The sequence below is a fragment of the Aequorivita sp. IT1183 genome (assembly GCF_058068265.1).
Map to the genome: position 1 here is coordinate 1 of NZ_JBYRHS010000001.1, position 22,105 is coordinate 22,105.

Consider the following 22,105-nt stretch of genomic DNA (forward strand, 5'->3'; position numbering starts at 1 on the left):
TTTCTGCATCTAGCATCGTTCCGTGGTAAGTAACCGTTAAGGTAGGATCGCCCATAGTAATCACCAAATCCTGCTGGGTAAGGTCAAAAGCAGCAAAGCCGTCGTTGTTTACATCGCACTCAATAAGGTTTCCGGGAGCCGTGTTAACCGTGGGTGGGGTATCTATAATCAAATCGATACTACGACTGCTATCAAAACAACGGTCATCGTTTCGGTTTTCTAAACGAATATAGACGGTCTCGCCCGGAGCGTTAACAAAATAAGGGTTTGGCAATGGGTTGGCATCGTTGTCTGCATCCACCTGGCTGCCATGATAGGTAATGAAATATCTGGAAGATGGCTCGCCATCAAGTACCAAAGAGTTGAACTCCACTGCTAGATCCACAAACTCGCCGCCATCACCATCAGCATCGCAATAGCTTGCGGTGGCTGGAACCAACCCAGCGATAGCACGGCTGAAGTAAATTTTAAAATCAGTTAAATCAAAACAGCTTCCACTATTATCCTCGATGCGTGCATAAATAGATTGTGGCGATGGGGGTACAATAATATGCACACCGCCAAGGATCTCATTGGTGTCATCAAAACTGTCTTGGAAACTTTGGTAATATTTTATCGTGAACTGCGCAGGGTCCTGAGCACCCAAAATATTTGCGTCGTTGTCTGTTAAATTGAAAACTCCCGCTGTCGTGCCATCATCGCATTGGTAAAGATTTACCGGAGTATTTGCAACGGGCTGGGGTCTAAATGTAATTACAACAGAATTACTATCTACACTACAAATACCATCTACTGCTTCCACTCTATAAATACCATCTGCAGTAACTACCAATGTTGGATTTGTAGCACCGGGAATAGCAATGTTATTTCTAAACCACTGAATATTAAATGGAGGATCGGTAACACCTGAATCTAAAATAACTGGCCTACCCAAACAAGCTGGACCTGGATTAAGAAGAATACCTGCTGTACTTAAATCAACTGGGTAAATATCTTCGTTGTTTGTTTCATCCGTTTCAGATACAATACCAGTTCCGTTTCCTATATCATCAATTACTGCTCTCAAGTTAAAATTGTTGGGAGTGGCAATTGGAATATTTAAAGTTATAGTACCACTTTCAGAACCACCAATAGGAATAATAGTTGTTGTTGTGGTTTGCCCAATAAGTGTTGCATCTGCATAAAATGCAATTGGTGTATTTGCCGGTAATTCATTCGTACTATTGACGTTATAAACTGTGTATTCTACATCCAAGTTATTATTCTCACAAAGCACACCCAAGTCATCAATTTCAATAGTAGCATCGGGAAGTTCTGAGTTTACACTGGTAATAATATTATTCACCATTATAAAATCCTGATGAGACTCTAATTCAATGAGGATACTAGTATCACCAGCAGCCACAATTCCTGATAAATTGTAAAAGTCCAAATCCATATTGTAGTTCTGGACATTTCCGGGAGCCCCGACATAAGAATTTGTTCCGTTGAATGCGTTATTTGCAGGATTTAAAGCATTAGAAATTAATGTTCCATTAATAAAAAGACTTTCTCCATTGGCGATTTCCTGTTCTCCTTCCCAAGCTAAAAACCCTATTTTCGAAAGTACATCCGAACTTACATCTATGTTAGTTAATGTAATACTGAGGTTATTATTATTTGCTGATACACTTTCTAAACCATCAAAAAGACTGATTTGATTTAGCAAAAGCGAAGGGTCTTCGTATATTACGTAAATTGCCCATCCACCAAAGTTAGTACCGCAATAGCCAGGAAGCAAGGCTTGTACGTCCATGTCTGCAAACGTATAAGTGCCATTTCCTGTTGCACCTACAAGAGCGGTAACATCTGAATAGGCCGAAAAGTATGGATTACCATTAAAAGTATGGCTAAAAATACGCTGGGCGCTAATGGGTGTTCCATTCATAGAAACATCAAAATCTCCTGTACCTATAGACCCCCAGTATAAATGAGCTGAAACAAAAGTCTGTCCAGGCGATAAAGATAAACTAGCACTACTCTGTAGCATCTGTCCGCAATACCCATTAAAATTTGGCTGTGAGTTCAGCGTATTACCTACTGCTGTAAAATCATACCTACCATTAAATTGCTGAAATAATGTTACGGCCTGTGAAAAAATAAAAAGTGGAAAAAGTAAGGCTAAGAAAAGTATTAATTTTTTCATAAAACTTGGTATTACAGTGCCAAATATATTGAATACATTGTTTTTCTTTTTATATTTTCGCAAAAAAAACATCTTAATGCCTCAATTTAACATAGATATTTCAAAAACGTCCAATCCGAATATTATAAAATTCGTTGCTAACTCGCTCTTAACCCGCTCCAGTAGCTACGAATTCAAAAATATAGATGAAGCAAAACCGAGCCCTTTGGCGCAGCAACTTTTTTATCTTCCATTTGTAAAAACGGTATATATTTCGCAGAATTTCATCGCAATCGAGAAATATGACATAATTGCATGGGAAGAAGTACAAGAAGAAGTGTCCGAATCCATTTTAGAGTACCTAAATGAAGGAAAATCTGTAATTGCCGAACAAGACACTCCCAAAAAAGTTGCCATAACCATTTATGCAGAAAGCACCCCCAATCCTTCAGTAATGAAATTTGTGGCTAATAAATCTTTAGCAACTGGAGTTTTTGAATTTAAAAACATCGACGATGCCACTCATTCGCCCTTGGCAATGGCATTGTTTAATTTCCCTTTTGTAAAAGAAGTTTTTATTAGCGAAAATTATGTTTCGGTGATGAAATACAACATTTCCGAATGGCAGGAAATTTCAATGGAATTGCGCGATTTTATCCGCAAATTTATTGAAGATGGAAAAACAATATTGAATGATGAAATATTAAATGCAACCACTACCGATGCAAATATTTCATCTACAAATAATACTTCTGAAAATTTTTCGGAGAATCACACAGACTTTGAAAAGGAAATAATTTCTATTTTAGATGAATACGTAAAACCTGCCGTAGCACGCGATGGTGGAAATATTCGTTTTGATTCTTTCAATGAAGAAACTAAAACAGTAAAAGTTATTTTGCAAGGTGCTTGCAGTGGTTGTCCATCTTCCACAATAACTTTAAAAAACGGAATAGAAACTATGTTGAAAGAAATGCTCCACGGTAAAATAAATAGCGTGGAAGCTATAAATGGATAACCTCACCTTATAGCGTTAGAAATCATTACCTTTTAACTTAATTTTCAGAAAATTAGGGCTTAATATTTGTATTTTGAAGTTTCACTATTTTTAACTTAAAACCAAAAATATGGCAGTATTAAAAGTTATTGAAGTTCTTGCAAGTTCAGACAAAAGTTGGGAAGACGCCACTAGAAATGCAGTTAAAGAAGCATCAAAAAGCGTGAAAAACATTCGCTCCGTTTATGTAAACGAACAAAGTTGCGTGGTTGAGGGCGGTGACAACATTACCAAATTTCGCGTAAATGTAAAAATCACTTTTGAAGTGAATTAATAATCTAAAGACCTTAACGGAATACGCTTTTGGAATTCCAAAAGCGTATTTTTGTTTTTCTGAAATCCCGTTATGCGACTACTATTTACACTTTTAGCCTCACTAATTCTACTTGGCTGTAATTCTTCAACTAAAAAAACCTTGGAAACACAAAGCTATACAAACGATTTAATAAAGGAAACAAGCCCTTATTTACTTCAGCACGCACACAATCCAGTTAATTGGAACGCTTGGAACGAAGCTACATTGCAAAAAGCAAAAAAAGAAAAAAAGCTAATGATTATAAGCGTTGGCTATGCTGCTTGCCACTGGTGCCACGTAATGGAGCACGAAAGTTTTGAAGATAGCACTGTAGCCGCTGTAATGAACAAGAGTTTTATTTCGGTAAAAGTAGATCGCGAAGAAAGACCCGATGTAGATCAAACTTACATAAATGCTGTTCAATTAATGACGGGAAGCGCCGGTTGGCCTTTAAATGTTGTTACACTCCCCGACGGAAGACCCGTTTGGGGCGGAACCTATTTCAGGAAAAATGATTGGATAAATGCCTTGGAACAAATACAGGAAGTTTATACCAACGAGCCTGAAAAATTGATCGCCTACGCAAACCGATTAGAAGAAGGAATTAAAAGCATGGATCTAATCCATTTAAATACGGATGAGATTATTTTTAAAGATTTTCCACTTGAAAATATTGTAGCGGATTGGTCGCGGAAATTCGACACGAAAAATGGCGGTTTTCAAGGTGCACCAAAATTTATGATGCCGAACAATCTTGAATTTTTGCTACGGCAAGCCATTGAAAAAAATGACGCCGAGCTACTAAATTTTGTAACGCTAACTTTAGACAAAATGGCTTATGGCGGCCTTTACGACCAGATTGGCGGCGGATTTTCCCGCTATAGTACAGACGAAAAATGGCACGTACCTCATTTTGAAAAAATGCTTTACGACAATGCGCAACTTGTTAGCCTTTACAGTAACGCATATTTGGTAACCAAAAACCCACTTTACAAAGAAGTAGTTGCGGAAACTTTGCAGTTTATAGCGCTCGATTTAACTAACAAAGAAGGCGGTTTTTATTCGTCGCTGGACGCAGATAGTAAAGATGAAAATGGCAAGCTGGAAGAAGGCGCATTCTACGTTTTTACTTCGGAAGAATTGCAGAAGCAGCTAAAAGATGATTTCAATATTTTTAAGGAATATTACAATGTAAACAGTTACGGAAAGTGGGAAAACAACCACTATGTCCTGATTCGCAAAAAGACGGATGCAGAAATTGAAAAAGAATTCGGGCTTACTTCTGAAGCATTTCAACAGAAAAAGAATAATCGGAAAGAAACACTTCTCACCTATCGCAACAAAAGGGACAAACCAAGATTGGACGACAAAACCCTAACTTCTTGGAATGCATTGATGCTAAAAGGATATGTGGATGCGTATAAAGCTTTCGGCAAAAAAGAATACTTAGATGCAGCTTTAAAAAACGCAGCTTTTATCTCTAAAAATCAACTTCGGAAAGACGGGGTGTTATTTCACAATTATAAAGATGGCAAAAGCAACATCAACGGTTTTTTAGAGGATTATGCTTTTACAATTGAAGCATTTGTAGACTTATATCAAATAACCTTGGACGATAAATGGCTCGACCTTTCCAAGAAAATGGCTGATTATACAATTGCTAACTTTTTCGATTCGGAAAAACACATGTTTTATTTCACTTCAAAAAATGATCCGGCCATTGTTACCCGAAACTTTGATTATCGCGACAATGTAATTCCCGCTTCAAATTCTGCAATGGCTAAGAATCTTTTTCTGCTTTCAAAATATTTTGAAGAAACCAATTTTGATGAAATTTCGCATCAAATGCTGAAAAACGTTTCCGAAGAAATAAAACAATATCCAAGTGGTTTTTCTAATTGGATGGACTTGATGCTAAACTTCAAAAGTAGTTTTTATGAAGTTGTTGTTGTAGGCGCTAATGCACCAGAAATAATAAAAGAACTAAATACAAATTATCTTCCGAACATAATTATTGCCGGAAGTACAGGCGAAAAAGATGGCCCACTTTTTGAAAATAGATATGTGCCCGATGAAACCCTTATTTATGTTTGCGAGAACAATGCTTGCAAACTACCCGTTACAGACACAAAAATTGCAATTAAATCATTAAACAAAAAAGAATAAATTTTTATGGAAAAATTTCAAGACTTAGATATTTACCTTGAAAAGTATGGCCAAAAGTTACTCGATTTTTTACCGAGTGCGATTGGAGCAGTTGTAATGTTACTGATTGGCTTTTGGATTATTAAAGTAATAAATCGGTACACAAAAAAGTTTTTCGACAAAAAAGAATACGATCCAACGCTCGAAAATTTTATTGCGAGTCTTATAAATTGGGGTTTAAAAATCATCCTTTTTGTTTTGGTTATTACGCAACTAGGCGTAGAATCTACTTCGCTAGTTGCAATTATTGGTGCGGCAGGATTGGCAATTGGTTTAGCATTACAAGGTTCGCTCGCCAATTTTGCGGGAGGTATTTTAATCCTGTTAATAAAACCGTTTAAAGTAGGCGATTTTATAAGCGCCCAAGGTGTAGATGGAACCGTAAAAGAGATTTCAATTTTCAATACTAGCGTAATCACTTTTGGAAACCAACTTGCTATAATTCCGAATGGACAATTGAGTAACGATAATATTATTAATTATACTATAGAAGGGATAAGACGCGAAAACTTAACCTTTGGTATTAGTTACGATGACAATATAAAACAAGCAAAAGAAATTCTTTTAGCTTTGGTGAATGAGCAAGAAACAGTTTTAAAGATTACAGACAAAATGCCGATGGCTGCCGTTGCTGAATTGGGTGATAGCTCGGTTAACCTTACACTGCGTTATTGGGCGAAGAATGAAGACTTTTGGAACCTGCGATGGCTAATTTTAGAAGAAGGAAAAGCAAGGCTTGAAGCTGCTGATATTTCTATACCTTACCCACAACGCGATGTACACCATTTTAATTTGGAAACACTACAGAAATAAATTGTTATGTTTGTAGAAATATAGCCTATTTTTATATCAATCATTAAAAATTCAAATATGAAAAAAATAATTTTAACCTCGCTTGCTGTTATGCTTTTAGTTCCGGCAATTGCGCAACGTACCAATACCAATTATAATATTTATGATAGAACCATAGATCTTAATCAAAAATCATTGGCTTTCGGACTTACAGAAGCACAATTTGAATCAATAAAAGACGAGGCTTATGCCAATCCCAATTTTGTTCAGGGGAAAATATTTCAAGGAGATCAGCTTGTACAAGATGATGTTCCGATGCGATATAACGCTTTTGCAGATGAAATTGAAATCAAAAAAAATGTGTCTGATGTAAGTTATGGCGCTTTAACAAAGTCACCAGATATATTCGTAAAAATATTTAGAGACATTTATGTTTTTGTTCCATTAGATGGCAGCAACGAAAAAGGCGGCTATTTTAACGTACTTAGCGATGGAAAAACATACGATCTTTACAAGAAGACGAAAGCTGTTTATAGAGAGCCACAGAAAGCTAAAACTAGCTATCAAAGAGATTCTCCGCCAGCATTCCCAAAAACTGTTACCTATTATTTGGTTCAAAATGGATCATTCTTAGAAATGCCAAATGGTAAGTCTAAAATTCTTAAAATGATGGATCGTAAAAAAAGCGAGATGAAAAGTTATATTAAAGACAATAATATAGATTTAGACAAAGAAGCAGATTTAATAAAAGCGATTAGCTACTTCGATTCAATATTATAAAGCAGTGACGCTAACCCAACATAAATTCCTTTAAATAAAAAGGCTCAAAATAAGCGACATTTTCTGTGTCGCTTATTTTGTATTTGGCCTCTGCCAAACTTGCCATACCGGCTGATGACGGAAAATTATTGTCAAGAAAAACTGCGTTTTTATTAGTACACAATTCTTCAAACTTGTTTGAACCATCGCCAAGGAAAATGGTTTTAGATTCTTCTAAATAGTCACTAAATGAATTCTCGTTTACTATTTCAGCTCTGGTTTCTCTAATTTGTTTTTTTTCAGCATTAAAAACTGCTGAATACACTTCCATTCTTCGAGCATCGAGCAGCGGGATAATGTAGCAATCTTTATGATCAACCTGTCGTGCAAGAATCTCTAGCGTTGAAATTGACAGTAACGGAATATCTAAAGCAAAGCACAATCCCTTGGCTGCAGATACGCCAATTCTAAGCCCAGTATAAGAACCCGGACCTTTACTAACTGCAATAGCATCTAATTGATTTTTATCAATTTTAGCTTCTGCTAAAACCTCTTCAATGAAAACATGAAGCTTTTCAGCGTGTGAATATTTTTGATTGTTTTCTTCGCGAATCGCTTTTACCTCACCCCCAACAGAAACAGCAACCGAACAATTGGTAGTAGCAGTTTCAAGACATAAAATTACAGCCATTATTTTTCCTTTTTTTCCGCTTTGGGATCAATAACCTCGACCTTATCACCTTGTTTCAACGATTTGGTAACTGTGTTATAAGGCCCAATAATAACGGTTTCACCCTCTTTTAAGCCTGTTATTATTTCAATATTAGAATCGTCTTGTATACCTGTTTTTACAACGCGTAATTTTGCTTCTTCACCTACTTTAACATAAACCGCCTCAAACTTTTCGTCGCTTGTAGTTGTTGTTTGACTGGTATACAGTTTCTTTGAATCTGTGGTATCTGTTTTTATAACAATTGCACTAATAGGCACACCAATTACATTCTTCTTTGTAGTGGTAATTATATCTACAGTAGCTGTCATTCCAGGTCTAAAAGGTGAATAGCTTTCAGGTTTTCCTTCAGTTAAGGTTTTATAAGAATCTGGAAGAATTCGAACTTTCACTTTAAAGTTTGTTACTTGATCTGCAGTTAATGCACTTTCTGCACTATTTGCAATTTCACTAACTACCCCTCGAAATTCACGTTTTAAATACGCATCTACCTCAACAATTGTTGAATCGCCCACAGAAACTTTTACAATATCATTTTCGTTTACGTCAACTACTACTTCCATATTTTGAAGGTTTGCCACGCGAACAATTTCGGTTCCTGCCATTTGGGCTGTTCCCACTACTCGCTCGCCTAATTCAACCGACAGCTTTGAAATAGTTCCACTCATAGGCGCATAAATGGTGGTACGAGAAAGATTATCTACAGACTGCTTAACATTTGCTGAAGCACTTTGAACGTTGTAAAATGCCGCTTTTGAGTTTGCTTTCGCCATATCATAATCGGTTACCGATTTGTCCCATTCAGCTTTAGAAATAACGCCTTTCTCAAATAGTGATTTGTTGCGATCAAAATTAAGTTGGGCATTCTTTTCGCTCGCTTGGGCCTGTGTTAACTGAGCGCGAACATTCTGCAAACCTGCTTGCGATTGACTTACCGCAGCCTGAATTAAATCTGGGTTTATTTTAACCAAAAGATCGCCTTTTTGTACAGTTTGGCCTTCTTTAACGGGAAGTTCAATAATTTCTCCTGAAACTTCAGAAGAAAGCGCAACTTCTACTTCGGGTTGAATTTTTCCTGTTGCGGCAACGGTTTCAACTATATTGATGGGCGAAATCTGGGTGATTTCAACTTCTTTAAAATCGCCTGTATTACCGAACCAACCTGCTTTCTTTCCAACAAGAAGAACAACTATAAGCAACACAACAACTACAACAATCCAAATGATAGTTTTTTTCTTCATACTTAAAATTTTAATTCGCTAGCTGGAACTCCAAAATACAATTCCAAAACTTTCAATTTGAAAATATATTCAAATTTAGTTCTGTTCTCTTCAATTAAAGAATTATCGTAGCGTAATTTTGATTGACTAAAGTCGAATGCATTGGTTAACCCAACATCAAAACGATCTTTTGCATATTGATATGCTAGCTCTTGCGATTCAAGCGCAACGGTTGCAGATTCATACGCTTTAAGCGCACCATTAGCATCTACATAGGCTTGGTATACACTAGATTCTAAATCTAACCTTGTTTGCTCTAATTGATACTCCGTATTTTTTAAATTTATCTTACTTCGCTTTACATTACTTCTTACGGCAAAACCATTAAAAATAGGAACATTAAGTTGTAAACCATAACCAATACCATCGTTTAAGTAAAGCTGGTCAACAAAATCGGTTTGTAATGGGTCGTTATCTGCATAACGTGTATTGTAACCAAAAAATGCTGAAAGTGTTGGGTAATAGCTACCGCGCGAAATTTGCAAATCTTTCTCAGCCAAGTCTACACTTTTTTGAGCAATCTTTACTTCGGAACGCGTTTCTTTTGCGCTTTCAATTATTTCTGAAACATCTTTATCTGCAATGCCTCCATCGATAATTTTGTACTCCTCGTCAGCAATATCAAAATTTGTATAGTCTTTAATCAATAAAAGTTGCGCAAGGCTTATTAAAGAAATCGTGACAGTATTTTCTGCTACGGCCATACGTTGTTTTTCGCTTGCATCAGTAGCTTTAATCTCTAAAAGATCGCCTCGGGGAAGCACTCCAGCGTCCACAAGATTATTGGTTCTATCTAATTGTTCGAGCGTTACTCTGTTTTGAGAATTTGCAACTTCTAAATTTGCTTTATTCAGCAAAACTTGTAAATATGAATTTGCTACGGTAAGTGCAATATCATCTTTCATTTTGTCTAAACGATACTGAGCTGCTAATTTTGTTAGCTTAGAACGTTGCAATTGGCGCACATTTCTAAGTCCATCAAAAAGTGTAAGCCCTACGTTAATGGAGCCCGAAGCAGATCCAAAAGTAGTATTCTCAAGTTGATTATTTGTAGGGTTTAAACCTAAACCTGTATTTTTTGATGCACTAGCGCTACCGTTTACTGTAGGTAGAAAATTACCAATTGCTTCTAGTTTATCTATTTCGCTGCTCTCTAATTCTAGCTCGCTCTGTTTTACCGAAATATTATTTTCAAGTGCATGATTCACACATTCCTGCAAAGTCCATTGTTTGGTTTGGGCTGAGAGTGAAATACTGAGTATCAAAAAAAAGAAAGGGATTGCTATCTTCTTCATAAGTTTATCTATTGATGAATAAGTCTTTTGCAATGCTAATGCGTTACAAAATTTATGAAATTATAATTTTAAATTGAACTGATTTATATTCTAAAAAGGACGTTTAGCCACGACCACCCGTTACTGGCGCTGGTTTTAATATGTTCCAAACTTTAATGTCGTCATCTTTGGAAACTCCGCTCTTTACCTCAACATCTATTCCGTCGCTCACGCCTAATTCTATATCTCTTCGCTCAAATTTTTGATCGCCAACCATTACCTCAACAAAAGGTTTCTGTGTTTTTGGATCAAACTGAACTAAAGCTTCTTTTATGGTCAACACATTTTCTGCTTTTGCCAAAATAATAGAAGCGTTGGCACTAAGTCCTGCACGAATAAAAGTTGAAGTTGTGTCTAGATTTTTCATCGTTCCCTTTATTTCAAACTGAATTGCGCCATTTTCGTCTATTCCCTTTGGAGCGATATAATCTAGTTGGGCATTGAAAGTTTTTTCAGGAAGTGCGCCCACAGTAATCTCTAACGGAAGACCTTCTTTAATTTTCCCCACTTCGCTTTCATCAACTTTTCCTTCAAAAATCATTTTGTCTACATCGGCCAAAGTAGCAATTGTAGTTCCATCGTTGAAATTATTCGACTCAATTACTTGATTTCCAGTTTTTACAGGTACATCTAGTACCATTCCTGAAACTGTTGCACGAATTTCCGTATTTGCAGAAGAACCCATTCCACTTGTAGTTCCTGTTTTTACGATATCGTAATTTTGACTAGCAGCGGTTAAGCCAACTCTTTCTTGCTTTAATCTTTGCTCGCTTTGATCGTAAGACAATTGTGCGTTGTCAAATTCATTGGCAGAAATTACGCCTTTCTCAAACAATTGTTTCTGGCGGTTATAAATGTTCTTTTGGTTTTCGAAAGCAAGACGCGCGGTTTCAACTTGGGTGCGTACGCTGTTTATGTTGCTTTTGGCGCTGTTTAAAGAGGAAACATTTGGCACCACTTTTACTTTCGCAATTAGGTCTCCAGCTTTTACAATTTCACCTGCTACTACAAAAATCTCGTCAATAATTCCTGAAATGTTTGGTTTTATAAGCACTTCTTCCTTCGGAACAATGCTTCCTGTTGCCACAGTTTTTTTAACAACTGTACCCATTGTTGGTTTTTCAGTTTCATAAATAATAGGGTCTTCTATATTTTTTGAATAGAGCCAATACATAGAAACTGTAAATAGAATCGCAATGGATGCAAGGATGATTATGGTTTTAGTTTTTTTCATTTTGTTGATTGTTGAAATTTTGGTCTTTAATTGATGATTTTTTCAGGTTCATTTATGTGCCCAACAATGGCAAATGCTTAACCTTATGATATGTTAGCGCTAATGTTATACAGTGCTGTAATTCTTTCACTGGTATTTTTTCTTTTAATTTGAAAACGATAGCCCGATTGTCTTCAAAATTGAATTTGTCTTTATAAATTGTTCTAAATGTAGTAACCAGCTTGGATGTACATTTAAAGTAGATTGCAAACTGATCTGGGTTTTTCAACTTCCAATCCATTCGAATGGTGCTTCCATATTTTGTTAAATAACTCGGTTCACTCCATTTGAGAGTTTCCTCCAGTTCTTTAAGTTCATCGATCTCAGATGCCGTTTTTAAAACCAATTCGCGAAGCTGAAGCATTTGTTCCTTCACTTGTTCGGGATAATTTTCAAAAACTGCCACAACTTTTGGATCGCTTATTAATTTCATTACCACTTAATTTATTCTGTCCTTAATGCTTCAACAGGTTTTATTTTTATGGCATTCTGCGCGGGAATTAACCCTGCCAAAAGACCTGAAACAATCAAAATAGTTAATGCTATAAATACAACGCCAATGTTAACCGAAGGGTTTATAAACATCATTTCGCTGGTGTCCATTCCGCTGAGTTGATAATTTACAAGCCAAAGTACCGCAGATGCCAATACAATTCCTGCCATCCCAGAAACGATGGTTAAGAAAATAGATTCTAACAGTATTTGTGAGCGAATGCTTCCCGGCGTAGCACCTAAAGCTCGACGAATACCGATTTCTTTAGTGCGTTCTTTTACTACAATTAGCATTATGTTACTAATGCCAATAATTCCTGAAAGCAACACTAAAATACCTACGAAATAGGCCACAAAATTAAGTGCCGTAAATAGGCCAGATATTTTGCTGTATTCTTGATAAAGATCAAAATTTCCAATGGCGCGATCGTCGTTCGGGTTTATAGTGTGACGTGTTTTTATAACGTCAAAAACTTGCGATTTCAATTCTGTAATTGAATAACCATCTTGAGCGGTAATTGCCATCCAACCTACAATGTCGCCCATATTAAATGCTTGTGAAAACGATGTAAAAGGCACATAAATTTCCTTTTGCATTTCTTCGGGATCGCCATTATTTCCTTTCTTTTTATAGGTGCCAATGACCATAAAATTAACGCCATTAATTTTAATATAAGAGCCTATAACTTCTTCACCGGGATCGTATAACGCACTTTGAACCCCGCTCCCGATTATTGCAACTTTTCGTTTTTCATTTATATCGGAATAGCTAATAAACCGTCCCGAAGTAATATCCATGGGCTGCTGCTCAATAATTTCGGGATAATCGCCATAAACATTAAAAGCACCAGTTTGAAGACCACGTACCACGTTATTACTTCCGCGAAAACCTCCTAATTGATTTCTGGGTGAAACGAAGCGTAAGCCTTGTACATTTTGTTTTAAAGCATCAATATCGCTCGTTTTGAAATTATAACGGCGACCCTTTGGTAATCCTTTATAAGGTTGCGAAGCGGTCTGCGTCCACATAAACATAGAATTAGTGGCCATGCCGTTAAAACCTTGTTTAATTCCGTTTTCTAAACCGTTGCCGGCTGCGAGTAAAATCACCAATATAAAAATACCCCAAAGCACTCCAAAAGCAGTCATTACGGTTCTAAACCAATTGCTGCTAAGAGCTTCAATAATTTCGGCCCAACTGTCTCTACTAAATAATTTACTCATCGCGTAAAGCTTCTATGGGTTTAATATTTGCGGCTCTATAGGCGGGGAAAAAACCAGCAACAGCTCCAGCAACCACAAGTATAATAACCGTTGTAATTGCAACTGAAAAGTCTACTGAAGGGTTTCTGATATAATCTGTTTCAATAAATGGTCCTACTAATTGCAATAGGATGAGACTAAATATTAAGCCCATAAAACCTGCGATTGCGGTAACAAAAATAGATTCGTGAAGTATCATTCCAATGATGGACCAAGGCTCAGCGCCAATTGCTTTCCGGACACCAATTTCTTTAGTGCGCTCTTTTACGATAATTAGCATAATATTACTTACTCCAACTACGCCAGCAATGATAGTACAGATACCAACGCCCCAAAAGAACCAAGTTATCATTTTATTGAGATCGTAAAAGCGTTTTGCATTTTCCAAAGTATTGTTCACATTTACCGCTCTGGTATCATCTGGCGATATAGTGTGCTTGGTTTTTAAATCTGCTTCTAAACCTGCAGAAAAGGCTTCCGAAGCAGCCAATGCATCGATGTAATTGTCGTGCTGTTCAATTGTGAAAGCAAGCGATCTAAGTTTATCGCCAGCATTGTAAACGCGTTGTGCTGTGGTTAATGGGATAAAAATGCGGGTTTCTTCGCGCTCTCCACCTGGGTCTGAATAAACTCCCACAACCTTAAACTGTATTCCTGCAACGTCTATATATTCACCCATTGCATTTTTTCCACCAAATAAATCCAGATAAACTTGGTTTCCTATAATTGCGTTTTTTTCAAATGAATTAAGATCGTTCTGATTTATGTATCTTCCTTCAACTAAAGTTGCGTTTTCAAGAAATTGATAATCGGCACGAACGCCTTCTACTCTATAACTTCCGCTTTCTTTTTTATAAGTAGTTAATTGCCCCCATCTACTGAAAACTCCAGATTTAAGTTCAATTATATCTTCGTTTTTATTAACCGCCATATCATAATCGCGGTTGTCCATTTCTATTATGCGGCCGGGATTCATCCCTTTATATTCTATGGAAGTAACATTTGTCCAAACGCTAATGCGGTTTGCAGCATCATTTTCGAATTGTTTTGAAACGCCGTTAGACATCCCTTGCCCGATGGCTAAAAGAATAACCAATATAAAAATACCAGATGCCACGGAAAGACCCGTTAAAAAAGTCCGAAGTTTGTTTTTGCGGATTGCTTCAAAAATTTCCTGCCAGCGTTCAATACTAAACATAAACCTCGCTTTTTGCTCGTACCTGTTTTACAACAGAGTCGTCAATAATTAACCCATCTTTTAGGTTTACGATTCTTTTGGTCATATGCGCAATATCGTCTTCGTGAGTAACAATTAAGATTGTTTTTCCCTCGTCGTTAATGCCTTGTATTAGTTCCATAACTTCATAAGAAGTTTTGGTGTCTAGCGCTCCTGTAGGTTCATCTGCAAGTAAAACTTTAGGGTCACTCGCTAAGGCGCGGGCAATTGCCACACGTTGTTTTTGTCCACCAGAAAGTTCGTTTGGTAAATGTGAAGCCCAATCTGCCAAGCCAACTTTTTCTAGATAATGCATTGCTCTTTCAGTACGAATATTGCGTTTTACCCCTTGATAATAAAGCGGCATAGCAACATTTTCTAAAGCAGATTTGTAGTTTATGAGGTTAAAAGACTGAAAGATGAAACCAAGAAATTTATTGCGATAGCGGGCTGCAACTTTTTCATTCAAGTTTTTAATTAATGTTCCGTCAAGAGTGTAAGTTCCTTCATCTGCTTCATCAAGAATACCCAAGATATTTAGCAAAGTGGATTTTCCAGATCCGGAAGAACCCATAATGGAAACCATTTCACCTTCAGCAACCGAGAAGTTTATTCCTTTTAAAACATGGAGCGAGTTTTTGCCCATGTGATACGATTTGTGAAGGTCTTTTATTTCTATCATCCTAAAAATTATTGATTTGCAAATTACAAGGGAAATGCCTCGCAAATGTGAAATTCATGTTAAGACTTAAAATCGAAAGTGATTGCAGTCAGGTATAAGACTCCAACAGCTCGAAAGTGTTACAATATCTTTCGATAAACTACAGTGTTTTTTCTGCGCGGGCCTTTTTTCGACTTCTATAAATGGCATATCCGATGGCGGCAATAAGTAGATAAGGGAAAATCATAAGATACACGATTCCGTTATTGATGCCTTTTGCGGTTTGCCCGCCTTCTTCACTTTCTAAAACCGCACGACACATGGCGCACTGAGCTTCAGCGGGAATTGCGATTAAGAGACAAGCAACTAATACTATGAGAAGGGTTTTAGTATTCATTATAAATTTATTTCTGCAAAAAACTAAAGATGAAAAATAATATTAATTAGTATCTTTTTACGTTCTTCTATCTCCTATTCTTAAATATAATATGGCGAAATCATTAAGTAAACAATAACGCCTGTAACGGCTACATACAACCAAAGCGGGAACGTGATTCGCGCAATTTTTCTATGTTTATAAAACTGACCCGAAATACCTCTAGCAAAAGTTACTAATACAAAAGGAATAACGATAATGGAAAGCGAAATATGGGTTAAAAGAATAAAATAATACACATATTTTATAAAACCTTCACCGCCAAAAGGGGTTGAATCTGAGGTCATATGATAAGCCACGTACATTATCAAAAATAAAGCTGATAATATAATAGCCGTTTTCATTAGGCGCTCGTGCAGTTTTCTATTTCCTTTCTTTATTTGAATAACCGCGACTATCAAAATAATTGCGGTAAGTGCATTAATGCTCGCATATATTGGCGGTAAAAAACCCAATCGCTCCACTCCTGGAATTTTTACGGTAAACAACACTGCTACAGCTAAAGGTATAGCGATGGACAGTATCCATATCCATACATTGTAATTTCTAGGTTTTTGAGTGGTTGATTCCATTCGTTATAAAAGTTTTTTAATATCTTCTTTTAGCATTTTAACTGCTTTGTCCTCTAGCCCGTCGTAATAAATAATAGGGTTTTCGTTTTCATCTATCCTAGAGCGAATTTTGCCATTTTGATCAATAAGTGCAAAAAAGCCAGAATGTTCAAAACCACCATCTACTTCAGGAGTCTCGCCTACGTAAAGATTGAAACCTTCATTTGCTAGCTTAAATATTTTCTCCTTTTCACCAGTTAATAGATGCCATTGAGGCTTGGTTATGCCTTTGTTTTGAGCATATTCTTTTAAGATAGCTGAAGTATCGTATTCTGGATCGATAGAAAATGAAGCGATTGCCATGTTTGGATTTCCTAAAAACTCGTTTTGAATTTTTAGCATGCTTTCTGTCATAATTGGGCAAATGGACGGACAAGTTGTAAAAAAGAATTCTACAACATAAACCTTGTCTTTGTAGTCGGCATTTGTAATGGTTTTACCGTTTTGATCGGTAAAGCTAAATTGGGGCACTTCACCAATTGTTGCAAGTTCTGGACCTGAAATTTTATTTATAATTTTTGGCACTACCCAAATTCCAAAAACTAAAATAATGAATGAGATTCCTATGTATGAATAGTTCTTTTTCACGATGAATATTTTATATAATTTTTAATGTTATTGCTTATTACTCTTCCTATTGAGTTCTTAAGGTTTTGAACGTATTAAATTTCTCTGTTGGAATCGTATTTTTTTAAAGCTCTTCTGTATTCTGCCAAAAGCACTTTTACGTCGTCGCTCATTTTATTGTTTATCTCTGCAATGGTACTCGAATCGAAACCATACATTACACCTTCGTCGTCGTCATCGTCGCGACCACGAAGACTGCGCTCTTTATCGATTATAAAAACGTAGGGCGTAGATAAATTGGCATCCAAACTTATGTTTGATTTTAATGATTCGAAAACCATTTTAATATTTTCAGCTGAACCAAAAGCGAAGAACCAAGAATCTGTGGGTGCTATCTGCTTCAGTTTTTCTTCAATGTTTCTAGCCTGCTCCTCTGTGCCTTCGGGAAGTAAAATAACAAATTGAAATTCGTTAAACTGATGGTTTTTTGTGTAGATTTTATGCGCTAAGTTGTAGGCATAGGCGCGATGTGCCTCCAAATCATTTCCGAAGAAACCCAAAACTGTAATACGATTTTCGAGTTGTACAGAACCGCCGTCGAGCGTTTTAAAATTTTGAAGTTCAGTAACAGAAGTGGTGAGTACAGGTAAGGTAGCGAAGTTATTTTTTCCAGAAGCAAAAAAAACATAGACTGTAATAGGCAGTAAAAATAGGATGCCGAGAACCAAATATTTCTTCATTGTTACAATTTTTCACTACTTAAAATAGGGTAAAAGTAGTCTGGCAAAAATACAGGGTAAAACCCCCTTGAGCAATGTTTTGGATGTTAAATTTAGAAATTTGAATCATAAAAAAAGCCCTCACAAAGAGGGCTTTAATATAAATCTGTTTTTCAACTTAGAAGTTAAACTTTATAAATCCGTTTTTATAAACTTCGTGAATATAATCTCCTTCAATAAGAAGCAACAACACCAAATATGCAATAAGGAATATGGTTGTCCAAACCGCTGCTCTACGCAAGGCTGGAGTTTCATCACGCATGTGCATAAAGTCCCAAGTAATGTAGTAGGCTTTAAAGATTGTAAGTAATATGAATATCCAGTTAAGTAAGTTTAATGATAAAAACTTAGTATCTGCCAAAATTTCTGGTCTAATAATACCCAATGCTACTTCAATTATAGTAACAACAGAAAGTACTACAAATACGCCCCAGATTTTGTGAACGTTAGATTTAAACTTTAGAGTTCCTCTAAAGATTGCTAATTTATGTGCTTGCTCGTGTGCCATTTTTTAAATATTGAAATATCTATTATACAAGATAAAAGAATGTAAATACAAATACCCATACTAAATCCACAAAGTGCCAGTATAGTCCAACCTTTTCAACCATATCGTAATGGCCGCGGCGTTCGTATGTTCCTATTATTACATTGAAAAAGATAATACAGTTTAATAATACCCCGATTGTTACGTGAAACCCGTGAAATCCTGTTATAAAGAAGAAAAAGTCTGCAAACAGTGGATGCCCATATTCATTATGGCGAAGATTTGCTCCTTCCACAACCATATTACCATCATTCACAAGTTTTGCAATAGACTCTTCTCTAGACAGAACAATATGCTGCCCGTCTTCACCTTTGTTTGGTATTCTCAGTAAAAGATTGTCGTTTGCCAAAAATCCTTCTTTTACTTGTTCGAATGAAACACTTGGTTGATAAGCTAAATCCTGCTTGTACCAGATTCCTTTCTCTTTAGTTTGTTCTACTCTTAGTCCATTGTTTTCAGCTGCAAAATCAGCAAGCGCTACGCGTTCACCTTCTTTATCTAAAAACTGAAGTATCTGCCCACCGTGAGTTTCAACTGCACCAAAATCACCTTTAATAAAGGTATTCCATTCCCAGGCTTGAGAACCCAAGAAAATGAAACCACCAATAATGGTTAAAAACATATAGAAAATTACTTTCTTCTGCTGCATTTTATGACCGGCATCCACAGCTAATACCATGGTTACAGATGAGAAAATAAGAATGAAGGTCATAAAGGCCACATAGTACATGGGTGCCTCTACGCCGTGCAGAAAAGGAAAGTGTGTAAAGACTTCATCGGCAATAGGCCAAGCGTCAACAAATTTGAATCGAGACATTCCATAAGAGGCCAAAAAACCTGCGAATGTCAATGAATCGGAAACGATGAAAAACCACATCATCAATTTGCCATAATTGGCCTTCAGGGGATCGTTTCCGCCGCCCCAGGTTTTTCCTTCGGTACCTGTTTTTACAACAGTTGCTTCCATAAAAAGAGTTTGGTTTTAAATAAAGGTTCAAAAATACGTTTAATTTTTATTTAACGAAATATAAAAATAAAAACAGGTAAATCCATACAATATCTACAAAATGCCAAAAAGTTGCAGCTAGTTCAACGCCAAGGGTTTTACCGTTTTTATATTTTTGTTTATACTGATTATAAATTACAACCAAAAGCGATATTAGCCCTGCAAAAACGTGAGCAACGTGCAATAGCACCACCAAATAGATAAACGATGTAGTAATACTACTTGTAGGTCCTGTAAAATTATAACCATCTTGAATAATTTCTGCAAATCCTACAAATTGAAAGATAACAAATAATATTCCTAAAATAAAGGTTGAAACTAAAAGGGACAATCCAAGAACGTTCTGTTCTTTTTTGATTGCCTTTAGCGCAAAATGTACCGTCGCACTACTTATTACTATAAGTGCAAGACTTATGTAAAAAGCTGGCGGTATTTTAAAATCGGTCACCCAATCTGGTCGCTCTTTACTTACCACATACGCACTTGTTAGTCCAGCAAAACTCATTGTTAAGCTAATAAGGCCGAACCAAAGCATATTCTTTTTTGCTCTGTTAATTTTCAGATCTTGACTTCCTTGGGTTAAATCCATTTTATTTATTTCTTATATATTCTCCGAAACCAATAGTGTTTCGGTTATCTTAAAAATTTATCTACTACATAAATAATTTGTAGCAAAGTAATATAGCTAACGCTTGCAAGCATAAGCTGCTTTGCGGCGACTGACGTTTTTTCTTTATAAAGTCTAATTGCATAATACAACAACCCTATGCCCAACAACCCTATTAAAGCTCCAGAAACAGGGGTTAAATAAAGTTTCCCCGTTATTCCTAAAACAGGAACTAAAGAAACTAGCACCGTCCATATTGAATATAAAATAATTTGTATCGCCGTTCCTTTATCTCGCTTTCCATTCGGGAGCATAAAAAATCCTGCCTTTTTATAATCTTCAAATAGAAACCAGCCAATAGCCCAGAAATGTGGGAATTGCCAAAAAAACTGAATCATAAACACGGTTCCGGGTTCAATACCAAATTCACCTGTAGCTGCAACCCACCCCAACATAAACGGAATTGCTCCTGGAAAAGCTCCCACAAAAACCGAAAGAGGCGTTTTTGTTTTTAAAGGCGTGTAAAGGCTTACATACATAAAAATTGAAATGGCACCAAACATTGCCGTTATTGGGTTTATTGAATATAAAACAGCAATACCGATAACAGTTAATACACTAGCCAGTATAAATGCCGATTGAACAGTCATCTGTCCAGCGGGTAGCGGTCTGTTTTTGGTACGGTCCATTAGTGCGTCCAAGTCTTTTTCAATTATCTGATTGAAAACATTTGAGGCGCCTACCATACAGTAACCACCTACACATAATAGAAAGAGAATATAAAAATCTATGGAGTCTGCCCCTAAAAGATATCCTGCTACAGAAGAAAATACAACGCTAACGGAAAGCCGAAGTTTGGTAATTTCGGTAAAATTACCAATTAAGGACGGAGTGATTGACTTTGTATTAGTAACAGACAAGTTCTTCTTTTTAAACGGTGCAAAGATACGTCTACTGTATTTTCTCCGCAATATATAATCAACAATCTTCTGCGTTTATTTCAGCAATTGTAGTATTTTAATCCAATATTTCAAACTAAACAAATATGTTCGCAAAAATTACCTTCAACACCATCTTCTTATTATTCGTTTTAACTACATATGCTCAAAGCGATACTGGAGAAAAAAACAATACAAAGCTTATAAAAATAACCAATAAGGTCTATATGCTTCAAGGCAACGGTGGCAATATTGGGCTAAGCTTTGGCAACGACGGCATTTTTATGATTGATGACCAGTATGCCGAGGATATTGAACAAATTCAAAAAGACATTAAAAAAGTAAGCAACAAACCAATTCGGTTTTTGATTAACACACATTTTCACGGCGACCATACCGGCGGAAATGCAGCGTTGGCAGAATCAGGAACGATTATTTTTTCTCAAGAAAATGTACGCGATCGGCTACATAAAATGATAAAAACCGATTCAAAAAAGATTTCTGAAGACATTCTTCCCGTAGTTACTTTTAAAGAAGACCTAACATTTCATTTTAATGGTGAAAGAATATATGCCTTTCACGTACATAATGCACATACAGATGGGGACGCCATGGTTTACTTTCCAGATAGTAACGTGTTACATACTGGCGATGTTCTCTTCAACGGAAAATATCCTTATATCGATACCGAAAACGGAGGAAGCCTAAAAGGTTGCATTACCGCACTTGAAATGGCTTTAAAAATTATTAATGAGGATACTAAAATAATTCCCGGACACGGTAATTTAGCAACTTATGAAGATTTAAAGCTGACTATAAATATGCTTACAACGCTTTACCAACGTGTAAAAACTGAATACATAAAGCAAAAAACTGAGGCTGAAGTTTTAAGTATGACGGAACTCACCAAAACCTATGACGATCGAGGTTATGGCTCAGGTTTTATTAAAACCGAAGCTTTTGTAAAAATGTTATATAGTGAAGTAGCTAAAGAACGTGGGCCTATAGAAGAGATGGAAGCGACGAACAAAGAAGCTTTAAAAAAGTATGAGCAAATGCAAAAGGAAAGAGAAGAAAAACAGAAAGAATAACT

Annotated in this window: 23 protein-coding genes; 6 read left to right on the plus strand and 17 right to left on the minus strand. The window is 36.3% G+C overall.

Annotation, left to right across the window (positions count from 1 at the left end; all coding sequences use genetic code 11):
• Nucleotides 1-2,185 (minus strand): CARDB domain-containing protein (locus AC3RVF_RS00005; protein ID WP_489692474.1); only part of this gene is annotated, 2,185 nt, incomplete at its 3' end.
• A 76-nt stretch (nt 2,186-2,261) separates the two neighbouring features.
• Here AC3RVF_RS00005 and AC3RVF_RS00010 point away from each other — a divergent pair.
• From AC3RVF_RS00010 to AC3RVF_RS00030, 5 genes are all read left to right on the plus strand, one after another.
• Nucleotides 2,262-3,182: a NifU family protein gene (locus AC3RVF_RS00010; protein WP_489690700.1), complete on the plus strand. Its 921-nt coding sequence runs from the start codon at nt 2,262-2,264 to the stop codon at nt 3,180-3,182.
• Nucleotides 3,183-3,291: 109 nt separating this feature from the next.
• Nucleotides 3,292-3,495, plus strand: a complete 204-nt coding sequence (locus AC3RVF_RS00015; protein WP_489690699.1) for a dodecin family protein — start codon at nt 3,292-3,294, stop codon at nt 3,493-3,495.
• Between the two features lie 72 nt (nt 3,496-3,567).
• Nucleotides 3,568-5,682 carry a thioredoxin domain-containing protein gene (locus AC3RVF_RS00020; protein WP_489692475.1) on the plus strand — a complete coding sequence of 705 codons (2,115 nt, stop codon included), beginning with the start codon at nt 3,568-3,570 and terminating at the stop codon, nt 5,680-5,682.
• Between the two features lie 6 nt (nt 5,683-5,688).
• Nucleotides 5,689-6,534: a mechanosensitive ion channel family protein gene (locus tag AC3RVF_RS00025; protein WP_489690697.1), complete on the plus strand. Its 846-nt coding sequence runs from the start codon at nt 5,689-5,691 to the stop codon at nt 6,532-6,534.
• A gap of 57 nt (nt 6,535-6,591) precedes the next feature.
• Entirely contained in the window at nt 6,592-7,293 is a 702-nt protein-coding gene (locus tag AC3RVF_RS00030; protein WP_489690696.1) for a hypothetical protein, read from the plus strand.
• Nucleotides 7,294-7,303: 10 nt separating this feature from the next.
• On the opposite strand, the gene tsaB is transcribed toward AC3RVF_RS00030, so the two are convergent.
• The 16 genes from tsaB to cyoE form a co-directional block, all read right to left on the minus strand.
• Nucleotides 7,304-7,963 (minus strand): tRNA (adenosine(37)-N6)-threonylcarbamoyltransferase complex dimerization subunit type 1 TsaB, encoded by a 660-nt coding sequence (gene tsaB, locus AC3RVF_RS00035; RefSeq protein ID WP_489690695.1) that lies wholly within the window; start codon nt 7,961-7,963, stop codon nt 7,304-7,306.
• A complete protein-coding gene (locus AC3RVF_RS00040) occupies nt 7,963-9,243 on the minus strand; it encodes an efflux RND transporter periplasmic adaptor subunit (protein WP_489690694.1) in 1,281 nt (426 codons plus the stop codon). Before AC3RVF_RS00040 ends, tsaB begins: the two co-directional genes overlap by 1 nt.
• Before the next feature lie 2 nt (nt 9,244-9,245).
• Nucleotides 9,246-10,577, minus strand: coding sequence for a TolC family protein (locus tag AC3RVF_RS00045; RefSeq protein ID WP_489692476.1), 1,332 nt, complete (start codon nt 10,575-10,577; stop codon nt 9,246-9,248).
• Nucleotides 10,578-10,680: 103 nt separating this feature from the next.
• Nucleotides 10,681-11,850, minus strand: coding sequence for an efflux RND transporter periplasmic adaptor subunit (locus AC3RVF_RS00050; protein WP_489690692.1), 1,170 nt, complete (start codon nt 11,848-11,850; stop codon nt 10,681-10,683).
• Between the two features lie 52 nt (nt 11,851-11,902).
• Nucleotides 11,903-12,322, minus strand: coding sequence for a DUF1801 domain-containing protein (locus AC3RVF_RS00055; RefSeq protein WP_489690691.1), 420 nt, complete (start codon nt 12,320-12,322; stop codon nt 11,903-11,905).
• A gap of 11 nt (nt 12,323-12,333) precedes the next feature.
• The gene (locus tag AC3RVF_RS00060; protein ID WP_489690690.1) at nt 12,334-13,605 is read right to left on the minus strand and encodes an ABC transporter permease; all 1,272 of its coding nucleotides are present in this window, start codon (nt 13,603-13,605) and stop codon (nt 12,334-12,336) included.
• Nucleotides 13,598-14,842: an ABC transporter permease gene (locus AC3RVF_RS00065; protein ID WP_489692477.1), complete on the minus strand. Its 1,245-nt coding sequence runs from the start codon at nt 14,840-14,842 to the stop codon at nt 13,598-13,600. The genes AC3RVF_RS00060 and AC3RVF_RS00065 overlap by 8 nt, the downstream gene beginning before the upstream one ends.
• Entirely contained in the window at nt 14,835-15,542 is a 708-nt protein-coding gene (locus AC3RVF_RS00070; RefSeq protein WP_489690688.1) for an ABC transporter ATP-binding protein, read from the minus strand. The genes AC3RVF_RS00065 and AC3RVF_RS00070 overlap by 8 nt, the downstream gene beginning before the upstream one ends.
• Nucleotides 15,543-15,681: 139 nt before the next feature.
• Nucleotides 15,682-15,918 carry a hypothetical protein gene (locus tag AC3RVF_RS00075; protein ID WP_489690687.1) on the minus strand — a complete coding sequence of 79 codons (237 nt, stop codon included), beginning with the start codon at nt 15,916-15,918 and terminating at the stop codon, nt 15,682-15,684.
• An 80-nt stretch (nt 15,919-15,998) separates the two neighbouring features.
• The gene (locus AC3RVF_RS00080) at nt 15,999-16,529 is read right to left on the minus strand and encodes a DUF420 domain-containing protein (protein WP_489690686.1); all 531 of its coding nucleotides are present in this window, start codon (nt 16,527-16,529) and stop codon (nt 15,999-16,001) included.
• Nucleotides 16,530-16,532: 3 nt separating this feature from the next.
• Nucleotides 16,533-17,156: an SCO family protein gene (locus tag AC3RVF_RS00085; RefSeq protein ID WP_489690685.1), complete on the minus strand. Its 624-nt coding sequence runs from the start codon at nt 17,154-17,156 to the stop codon at nt 16,533-16,535.
• Between the two features lie 74 nt (nt 17,157-17,230).
• On the minus strand, nt 17,231-17,875 hold the full coding sequence (locus AC3RVF_RS00090) for a hypothetical protein (RefSeq protein WP_489690684.1): 645 nt from the start codon (nt 17,873-17,875) through the stop codon (nt 17,231-17,233).
• A 157-nt stretch (nt 17,876-18,032) separates the two neighbouring features.
• Nucleotides 18,033-18,422, minus strand: coding sequence for a cytochrome C oxidase subunit IV family protein (locus AC3RVF_RS00095; RefSeq protein ID WP_489690683.1), 390 nt, complete (start codon nt 18,420-18,422; stop codon nt 18,033-18,035).
• A gap of 22 nt (nt 18,423-18,444) precedes the next feature.
• Nucleotides 18,445-19,428, minus strand: a complete 984-nt coding sequence (locus AC3RVF_RS00100) for a cytochrome c oxidase subunit 3 (protein ID WP_489690682.1) — start codon at nt 19,426-19,428, stop codon at nt 18,445-18,447.
• A gap of 46 nt (nt 19,429-19,474) precedes the next feature.
• Nucleotides 19,475-20,056, minus strand: a complete 582-nt coding sequence (locus AC3RVF_RS00105; protein WP_489690681.1) for a cytochrome c oxidase subunit 3 — start codon at nt 20,054-20,056, stop codon at nt 19,475-19,477.
• A gap of 44 nt (nt 20,057-20,100) precedes the next feature.
• A complete protein-coding gene (gene cyoE, locus AC3RVF_RS00110) occupies nt 20,101-20,994 on the minus strand; it encodes a heme o synthase (RefSeq protein ID WP_489690680.1) in 894 nt (297 codons plus the stop codon).
• Nucleotides 20,995-21,119: 125 nt separating this feature from the next.
• Here cyoE and AC3RVF_RS00115 point away from each other — a divergent pair, with 125 nt between their 5' ends.
• Entirely contained in the window at nt 21,120-22,103 is a 984-nt protein-coding gene (locus AC3RVF_RS00115; RefSeq protein WP_489690679.1) for an MBL fold metallo-hydrolase, read from the plus strand.
• Nucleotides 22,104-22,105 lie beyond the last annotated feature (2 nt).